Genomic DNA, 2091 nt, shown 5'->3' with positions numbered 1-2091 from the left:
GCCGTGGTATTCCGGAATGGTGGCCTAGGCCATCGAAATGATGAGTCAGAATCAGACTGGCCTTGACGCCTCGGAACACTGGCTTCGAAGGTCCGGAATGATGGCTCTGAGAGCTCCGGAATAATCACCACATCCGCACCCGGATTCCGGTAAAAAGCAAAATCACGGTCGCCATTTTCCAGCTTCAAAACCAGAGCCAGGGTCGTATGAACCTTGTCATCATACCTGAGTCCCAGGTCTGAAATACCCTGCTCTACAACCGTACGGGCAAGCATCTGGCCAAAGCCGTCATTGCCTACCTTTCCAATAAAGACTGTTTTGCGATGCAGACGGGACAACATGCTTAAAACATTGCATGGTGCACCGCCAGGATTAGCCTCCAGAAGAGGATTCCCCCGCTCTGATTATCCATTCTCTGTAAAATCAATCAGCAGTTCTCCCAGAGCAGCCACATCAAAAGCTTTCTTTTCCTCACTCATGTCTGTAACTTTTATGCATTTATGCAACTCAACACTAGCATAAAAAGGGTTTCACCGCCATATGCGGGAAACCCAAATACCATTATTTTGAATACGCTTCTTTCATCCAATTATCAACAGCCATCTTACTTATTCTGTTTCAGGTACTTTACACATGCAAGAATCACCAGAATCATCATGGCAATATTCAACACTGCTGAAAGGAAGCTGTAAAATCCCAAAAAACCACCCATATTCTTTACCTCCCATCTATTGTGTAGCTAATGCTTTCATAGCTTGTATATCCTGTTTTGATTCCAGAGCGAGGCTCTGTATAACTAGTGGTCAGATATCCATTTACCTTCCCTGATATCTTCCCATCAGACGGACTATTAATATTACTTGTTACACTGGTTGTTGACCAGGAATCAAAATTTATAAATGCGCCATACTGATATGCACTGATGCGATTCAACTGCATTATTCTTCCCATATTGATATCTATTACAAAATTTGCCTCAACACACAGATTTGCAGAGCCATAAATATTGCTTGCGGAAATATTTGCATATTTTGTTCGCGTGACTGGCATCGCTCTTCTCATGATAACAACTTCATTTGTAGAAGCATTATTTACAGTATCAATTTGCTTTATAGACAAACTTTCTGCATACTTTCTTACTGAATCAATTCCATAGTTTATTGTTTCTTCTGTAATTGGCTTTTCTCGATCATAATCAAGAATTTCAACTGTAATCCCATACTTATTTGCTTCATTCTGTACTGCGGCAGTATAGTCATGAATATTCAAATTTGATTTTTCCTCTGCAAGTGCAGGTAAGGTCGCTACCGAAATGAGCAACATTGAAATAAGAATGCTAATTATTTTTTTCATATTTTCTCCTATTTTCTTCACAAATATTAATTGTATTCAAGTTACAATTAAAAAATACTATTAACAGCACCAAAAATAATCTAATCTGTATGATGAGACCGCTATACTACGAACAATTATTAGTCCACTCCGCTTTTCAACACTAGATTTACTAGCATCAAATAACATGATTCATAACCTGCTTAACCTTAATATATACAGATTATTTTAACAAGCGAACTTTGGCATTAATCTATATTTTTGCAACCTATTTCAGCAATAATCTCTTTAAAGAATCAGCTATATATTTTTAAAAAATGAGCCGAGAAATACAATGCAAAAATACTTCTTCTTTGTCACCATTTTTATACCTTGAAACATTCATAAGTCATCTCCTTGTCCAAGTACATTTGTTGTGACAACCCGCCCTGTCTGAAACAGCTAATCTATAAATTAGTCACAATCTCTTCATCAGGACATCAAAACACCGTATGTTCTTATATCCTGATGGAAATGCAGACAGGCAGGATATTTCTCCATTTACTACCAATTTTCATTAATATTATATGAATTAAAAATAATCATTTATAGTCTTTTTTTCTTTGCGCCAATGTAATATTCTAAAAATAATAGTCTTTAGACAATATGTAAAAGCCCTCCATTAACTTGTGTGTTCGAGGATCATCCCGCATACTTGTTATTGGCTCAATAAAGAGATGGGGAAGTTGCCTCATCCAAGAAAGGAAGGCCTTTACATGA

At 37.4% G+C, this 2091-nt stretch carries 2 protein-coding genes; both read right to left on the bottom strand.

The genetic code is table 11. The annotated features are described in order from the left end of the window. Nucleotides 1–341, bottom strand: a 341-nt coding sequence (locus MOZ60_RS11445; RefSeq protein ID WP_370596780.1) for a PfkB family carbohydrate kinase, incomplete at its 3' end; no start/stop codon positions are given. Between the two features lie 376 nt (nucleotides 342–717). Beyond that, a complete protein-coding gene (locus tag MOZ60_RS11440; protein WP_370596779.1) occupies nucleotides 718–1353 on the bottom strand; it encodes a hypothetical protein in 636 nt (211 codons plus the stop codon). Between the last annotated feature and the right edge of the window lie 738 nt (nucleotides 1354–2091).

Origin of the sequence: Grylomicrobium aquisgranense, from assembly GCF_033971865.1 — a bacterium.
Classification (GTDB): Bacteria; Bacillota_I; Bacilli_A; order Erysipelotrichales; family Erysipelotrichaceae; genus Bulleidia; species Bulleidia massiliensis.
Note: the sequence above shows the minus strand (reverse complement) of the source record. Positions and strands in the feature narration are given on the sequence as shown.